Annotated in this window: 6 protein-coding genes; 5 read left to right on the plus strand and 1 reads right to left on the minus strand. The window is 72.9% G+C overall.

What is annotated here, in order from left to right; all coding sequences use genetic code 11:
* Positions 1-3 precede the first annotated feature (3 nt).
* The gene (gene mtnA, locus BIV23_RS28870; RefSeq protein WP_071383921.1) at positions 4-1,146 is read right to left on the minus strand and encodes an S-methyl-5-thioribose-1-phosphate isomerase; all 1,143 of its coding nucleotides are present in this window, start codon (positions 1,144-1,146) and stop codon (positions 4-6) included.
* A 140-nt stretch (positions 1,147-1,286) separates the two neighbouring features.
* Here mtnA and BIV23_RS28875 point away from each other — a divergent pair, with 140 nt between their 5' ends.
* From BIV23_RS28875 to BIV23_RS28895, 5 genes are read left to right on the plus strand one after another with little or no spacing between them, the layout of a single operon-like run.
* Positions 1,287-2,654: a DUF7847 domain-containing protein gene (locus BIV23_RS28875; protein WP_071383891.1), complete on the plus strand. Its 1,368-nt coding sequence runs from the start codon at positions 1,287-1,289 to the stop codon at positions 2,652-2,654.
* Between the two features lie 4 nt (positions 2,655-2,658).
* On the plus strand, positions 2,659-3,441 hold the full coding sequence (locus BIV23_RS28880) for a DUF4129 domain-containing protein (protein ID WP_177240068.1): 783 nt from the start codon (positions 2,659-2,661) through the stop codon (positions 3,439-3,441).
* On the plus strand, positions 3,438-4,634 hold the full coding sequence (locus tag BIV23_RS28885; protein WP_071383892.1) for a DUF4350 domain-containing protein: 1,197 nt from the start codon (positions 3,438-3,440) through the stop codon (positions 4,632-4,634). Before BIV23_RS28880 ends, BIV23_RS28885 begins: the two co-directional genes overlap by 4 nt.
* Positions 4,634-5,623 (plus strand): AAA family ATPase, encoded by a 990-nt coding sequence (locus BIV23_RS28890; protein ID WP_107471287.1) that lies wholly within the window; start codon positions 4,634-4,636, stop codon positions 5,621-5,623. Before BIV23_RS28885 ends, BIV23_RS28890 begins: the two co-directional genes overlap by 1 nt.
* A complete protein-coding gene (locus BIV23_RS28895) occupies positions 5,623-6,939 on the plus strand; it encodes a DUF58 domain-containing protein (protein ID WP_071383894.1) in 1,317 nt (438 codons plus the stop codon). The genes BIV23_RS28890 and BIV23_RS28895 overlap by 1 nt, the downstream gene beginning before the upstream one ends.
* The last annotated feature ends 64 nt before the right edge of the window (positions 6,940-7,003 follow it).

Here is a 7,003-nt window from a genome sequence, read left to right on the forward strand (position 1 = left end):
CCATTAGCTAATCGTTACCTGGCGTGACCTCGCACACAGCTCCGCAAGAGCCTCGGCGGTCACGGGCGAAACGGCTCCCCCTTCGGTGACGATGGCCGTCACCAGCTCGGGCGGCGTCACGTCGAACGCCGGGTTGTACGCCTGGGCCCCCAGGGGTGCCACCGGAATCCCGCCTCCTGCTCCCGTCACCGGCACCTGGGGTGCTGTGATCTCCGTCACTTCGAAGCCGGGGCGCTGTTCGACCTCGATGGACGCCCCGTCAGGGGTGTCCGGATCGATCGTCGTCACCGGCGCCACCACGATGAACGGCACATGGTGGTACCGCGCCAGCACAGCGAGCGGATAGCTCCCCACCTTGTTCGCCACCGAACCGTCGGCCGCGATGCGGTCCGCCCCGATCAGCACCGCGTCCACCTCGCCCGCCGCGAACAGGGAACCCGCCGCGTTGTCCGTGAGCAAGGTGTACGCCATCCCGCTGCGGGCCGCTTCGTACGCCGTCAGGCGAGCACCTTGCAGCAACGGACGCGTTTCGTCCACCCACAGCCGCCGCAGCCGCCCCGCACGGTGCGCCTGGAGGGCCACCGCGAAAGCCGTGCCCTCCCCGCCCGACACCAGCGAACCGGTGTTGCAGTGGGTGAGAATCCGGTGCCCGCCGCCGGACACCAGCTCGTCCAACAGCGCCAGACCGTGCGCCGCCATCCGCGCGCTGGCCTCGGCATCCTCACGGTGCAGCGTCCGCGCGGCAACCAGCGCGGCCGCTGCCGCCGCTTCGGGATCACCGCTCTTCGCCAGCGCCGCCGCGTGCGCGGCCTCGGCCCGGCGCACCCCGACGGACAGATTCACCGCGGTGGGCCGAGCTCCCTCCAGCGCCCGCGCCGCCTCGGCCACGTCGAAGCCCCGCGCGGCGGCGAGCGCGACGCCGTACGCCCCGGCGATCCCGAGCACCGGCGCCCCGCGCACGGCGAGCGAACAGATCGCCTCCACCAGCGCCGGCGCGTCCGTGCACACCAGCTCGACCTCCTCGGCCGGAAGCCGCGTCTGATCGAGAAGGACCAGCACAGGACCTTCGGGTGGTTCCTCCCATCGCACCACAGGTATCTCGGTCGGCCGCCTGTCCCCGTCGGTTCGCGCCTGCTGATCAGCCATGCGATCAGTCTGCCCCGGATCCCGCGGACAATTGAAGAAGTCCGGCGCCCACCGCGGCAGGTCCGGGGACAACCGCCCCATGGCACGATGGCTGCCAACCTGCCGCCGCGACAGCGGACCGGCACCGAGAAGGAGCTTCGATGACAGACACTCCGGGCTGGGCCTCGCCCGGATCCGCCCCGTCGTCCGAGGGGCGGGAACCCGGCGCGTCCGGCCCCGCCGAGCCCGCCGGCCGCCCCGCCGACGCCGAGCCCGCACCGCAGCCGGGCACCGACGCACAGGGCCCAGGCGCGAAGTGGTCCAAGGAACAACCGCCACCCGGCCAGTGGTCCGCCCCCACCGGTACTCCCGGCCCGCACCAGGCCCCGCCGCCACCGCCCGGCCCGGGCTGGGGCGGACAGCAGCCGGGCACACCGGGCCCCGGCGGCCACGGCGGCGGCTACGCGGGCCCGCCCGCCGGCTACGGCACCCCTGGCGGCTACGGAGCCTGGGGCGGCGGCTGGGGCGGCCCCCCGCCCGCGGCGAAGCCCGGTGTCATCCCGCTCCGCCCACTCGGCGTCGGCGAGATCCTCGACGGTGCCGTCTCCACCATGCGCACCTACTGGCGCACGGTGCTCGGCATCTCGCTGGCCGTCGCCCTGGTCATGAACGTCAGCATGGTCATCCTGCAGGGCTTCGTGCTCAACGACGTCCAGACCACGGTCAGCGACCCCAACGCCACCCCCTCCGAAGCACTCCACGCCCTGCGCGACACCATGATCGGCACCGGTGTCCTCTCGGTGATCCGCACGGCCGCCATGCTCATCGCGACCGCCCTGCTCACCACCATCACCAGCCGGGCCGTCCTCGGCCGGCCCGTCACCACCCGGGAGAGCTGGCGCGACGCCCGGCCGCAGATCCTGAAGCTGCTCGGGCTGCTCATCCTGCTGGCCCTCATCTTCGTCGGCGCGATCTTCGCCGGGGCACTGCCCGGCCTGCTCGTCCTGATCGCCGGTGGCGGCGACAACGCCGCGGCGGCACTGCTCGCCCTGGGCTTCCTCGGCGGCACCGTCGTCGGCGTGTGGCTGCTCATCCGCTACTACCTCGCCGCCCCCGCCCTGATGCTGGAGCGGCAGGGCATCGTGAAGTCCCTGAAGCGCTCGGCGAAGCTCGTGCGCGGCTCCTGGTGGCGCATCTTCGGCATCATGCTGCTCACCCTCCTGATCACCCTCATCGTCTCCGCCGTCGTGACCATCCCCTTCACCCTCATCGGGGCCGCCGCGAGCGGTGACGGCATGAACGACCTGCTCGGCGCCAACGGCGGGCACATCGGCTGGACGACCCTGATCATCCAAGGGATCGGCGCGCTGGTCGGTGCCACGCTCACCCTCCCCATCAGCGCCGGCGTCACCGTGCTCCTCTACATCGACCAGCGCATCCGCCGCGAGGCCCTCGACCTCGAACTGGCCCGCGCCGCCGGTGTCCAGGGCTACGGCACCGGCGCGCCCGGTCCCGTCCCGGGGAGCTGATGCGGTGAGTCTCACGGGGGGAGTTCTCACGGCGGCGGCCCCGGCCAGCGTCGGCGGCACGGTCGTACGCGGCCTGCTGCGTGCGTCGGACACGGTCGTCCGCGCAGCAGGCGGCTCGGCGGACAAGCCGCCGGTGACGATCTCGCGCGACCCCGCGCGGGAGGCGGCTCGGCGCGAACTGTCCAAACGCATGTACCACGAGAACGAACCCGGCCTGTTCCAACGCGCTCTGAACGCCTTCTGGGACTGGCTCGACCGGCTTCTCAGCTCGGCGGCCTCCGCGACACCCGGCGGCACGCTCGGCCTGGTCGTCGTGATCCTGTTCGTCGTCGCCGTCCTGGCCGCCCTGTGGTGGCGCCTGGGCACCCCGCGCCGCCAACCCGCCTCCGCCACCGTCCTGTTCGACGACCGCCCCCGCAGCGCCGCCGAACACCGCGCCGCCGGCGAGGCACACGCGGCCCAGGGCCACTGGAACCAGGCCGTCCAGGAACGCATGCGGGCCATCGTCCGCTCCCTGGAAGAACGGGCCGTGCTCGACGTCCGCCCCGGCCGCACCGCCGACGAAGCGGCCACCGAAGCGGGCCGCGCGCTCCCGGCGCACACGGACCGACTCTCCTCCGCGGCACGGGAGTTCGACGACGTCACGTACGGCGGGCGCAGCGCGAGCGAGCAGTCGTACCGACGCATCGCCGAACTCGACCGCGACCTGGAACGCACCCGGCCCGCCCTCGCCCACAGCGCCGGCAGCAGCACCGCCCACAACACGCGCCAGGGGGCAGCCGAGTGACCGCCGAGGCCACTGCTCCGGCCACCTTCACGGCGCCCACCGCCCGCCAGCTGTGGACCCGCGCGCGAGGCATCACGCTCGCCGTCGTCCTGCTCCTGGCAGCGGCCATCGCCATGGCCGCCGCACGCTCCACCGCCCGGCACGGCGAGCTGGACCCGCGCTCCGCCGACCCCTACGGCAGTCGCGCCGTCGCCCAACTCCTCGCCGACCGCGGCATCTCCACCCGCGTGGTCACCACCCTCGGCCAGGCGCGAGCCGCCACCGGTCCGGACACCACCCTCCTGGTCGCCGTACCCGACCTGCTGACGACCCGCCAGCAGGACCAGCTGCACACGGCGACCGCGGCCTCCGGCGGACGCACCGTCCTGGTCGCAGCCGGCAGCTGGTCCATCGAGCGGCTCGCCCCCGGGGTCACCGCGGACCCCACCACCAGCAGCCGTGACACACTCGCACCCGGCTGCGCCCTCCCCGAGGCCCGGCGCGCGGGCAGCGCGGACACCGGAGGCATCCGCTACACCACCACACGCCTCGACGCGGACTCCTGCTACCACAGCGCGCGCCTCGCCACCCTGCTGCGCATCCCGGCGGCCTCCGGGGGAGGCGACACCGTCGTGCTCGGCGCCCCCGACATCCTCTTCAACGACCGCCTCGGCAAGCAGGGCAACGCCTCGCTCGCCCTCCAACTCCTCGGCTCCCGCCCCCATCTGGTCTGGTACCTCCCCTCGCTCGCCGATACCTCGGCCGCTCACAACAGCGACCGGAAGAACTTCCTCGACCTGATCCCCTCGGGCTGGCTCTGGGGCACACTCCAGCTCTTCATCGCAGCCGCCCTCGCCGCCCTGTGGCGGGCACGCCGCTTCGGCCCCCTCGTGCCCGAAAGACTCCCCGTCGCGATCCGCGCCTCCGAAACCGCCGAAGGCCACGCCCGTCTCTACCGCAAAGCCGACGCCCGCGACCGCGCGGCCGCCGCTCTTCGCTCCGCCACCCGCACCCGGCTCGCCCCCCTCGTCGGAGTCCCCGTCGCCCAGGCACACGCGCCCGAGACCCTGCTACCCGCCCTGACCGCCCACCGCTCCGGCGACGGACAGACCCTGCACCCCCTCCTCTTCGGACCGCCGCCCCGCGACGACGCGGCCCTCATCGCACTGACCGACCAACTCGACGCCCTCGAAAGAGAGGTACGCCATTCATGATGGACCCGACCACTGACAACGCCGGGACCACCGGGGACGCGGGCACCGCCCGAGCCTCCCTGGAAGCCCTGCGCGCCGAGATCGCCAAAGCCGTGGTCGGCCAGGACCCCGCCGTGACCGGCCTCGTCGTCGCCCTTCTCTGCCGCGGACACGTCCTTCTCGAAGGAGTCCCCGGAGTCGCCAAGACGCTCCTCGTCCGCGCCCTCGCCTCCGCCCTCGAACTCGACACCAAACGCGTCCAGTTCACCCCCGACCTGATGCCGAGCGACGTCACCGGCTCTCTCGTCTACGACACCCGCACCGCCGAGTTCTCCTTCCAGGAAGGCCCGGTCTTCACCAACCTCCTCCTCGCGGACGAGATCAACCGCACCCCGCCCAAGACCCAGTCCTCCCTCCTCGAAGCCATGGAGGAGCGCCAGGTCACGGTCGACGGCAACCCGCGCCCGCTCCCCGACCCCTTCCTGGTCGCCGCGACGCAGAACCCCGTCGAATACGAGGGCACCTATCCCCTCCCGGAAGCCCAACTCGACCGCTTCCTGCTCAAACTGACGATCCCTCTGCCCTCCCGGCGGGACGAGATCGACGTCCTCACCCGCCATGCCTCCGGCTTCAACCCGCGCGACCTGCGCGCCGCCGGCATACGCCCCGTCGCCGGCCCCGCCGACCTCGACGCGGCCCGCGCAGCCGTCGCCAAGACAGCCGTCTCCCCCGAGATCACCGCCTACGTCGTGGACATCTGCCGCGCCACCCGCGAGTCGCCCTCGCTCACCCTCGGCGTCTCCCCACGCGGCGCCACGGCCCTCCTCGCCACCTCGCGCGCCTGGGCGTGGCTCACAGGCCGCGACTACGTCATTCCCGACGACGTCAAGGCACTTGCCCTGCCCACCCTGCGCCACCGCGTCCAGCTGCGCCCCGAGGCCGAGATGGAGGGCGTGACCGCCGACTCCGTCATCAACGCCATCCTGGCCCACGTCCAGGTGCCCCGCTGATGGCATTCACCGGACGCGCCGCCCTCCTCGCGGCCCTCGGCTCGATCCCCGTCGGCATCCTGGAACCCGGCTGGACAGGCATCCTCGCGGTCAACGGCTCCATGGCACTGGCCTGCGCCTGCGACTTCGCACTCGCGGCCCCCGTACGACGTCTCGCCCTGACCCGCTCCGGCGACACTTCCACGCGCCTCGGCGAGACCGCCGACGTCACACTCACGATCACCAACCCGTCCCACCGCCCCCTGCGGGCCCACGTCCGGGACGCCTGGCCACCGAGCAGCTGGCAGCCCGGCACCGAGACCGAGACCGAGGCCTCCCGCCACCGCCTGACCATCCCCCCGGGTGAACGCAGGCGCGCGACGACCCGACTGCGCCCCACCCGCCGCGGCGACCGACGGGCCGACCGCGTCACGATCCGCTCCTACGGCCCGCTCGGCCTGTTCTCCCGCCAGGGCACCCACAAGGTGCCCTGGACAGTACGGATTCTGCCCCCGTTCACCAGCCGAAAGCATCTCCCGTCGAAACTCGCCCGATTGCGTGAACTGGACGGCCGCACCAGTGTGCTGACGCGCGGCGAGGGGACCGAGTTCGACAGCCTGCGCGAGTACGTCCCCGGCGACGACATCCGCTCGATCGACTGGCGAGCCACCGCCCGGCAGTCCACCGTCGCCGTCCGCACCTGGCGCCCCGAACGCGACCGGCACATCCTGCTGGTCCTGGACACCGGCCGCACCTCCGCCGGCCGCGTGGGCGACGCCCCGCGTCTCGACGCCTCCATGGACGCGGCCCTGCTCCTCGCCGCGCTCGCCTCCCGGGCCGGCGACCGCGTGGCCCTCCTGGCCTACGACCGTCGGATACGCGCCCTCGTCCAGGGCCGCTCCGCAGGGGACGTCCTGCCGGCCCTGGTCAACGCGATGGCGCCGCTCGAACCGGAACTCGTCGAAACGGACGCACGCGGCCTCACCGCCACAGCACTCCGTACGGCTCCGCGCCGGTCCCTGATCGTCCTGCTCACCGCACTCGACGCGGCTCCGATGGAACAGGGCCTTCTCCCGCTGCTTCCGCAGCTCACACAACGACACACGGTTCTGGTCGCCTCGGTGGCCGACCCGCACATCGCGCGCATGGGCAAGGCCCGGGGCAACGCAGAGGCGGTGTACGAGGCCGCGGCGGCGGCTCAGGCACAGAGCGAGCGTCAGCACACGGCAGAACAGCTCCGTCGTCACGGCGTAACAGTGGTGGACGCACCTCCCGAAGATCTGGCATCGGCACTGGCCGACGCGTATCTCGCTCTTAAAACGGCGGGCCGGCTCTGAACGGAGCCCGCCCCGCCGTTCGTCAGGAACGGAAAGACCCCGGAAATGCAGAAAGGCCCACACC

The sequence above is a fragment of the Streptomyces monashensis genome (assembly GCF_001866665.1).
GTDB lineage: Bacteria > Actinomycetota > Actinomycetes > Streptomycetales > Streptomycetaceae > Streptomyces > Streptomyces monashensis.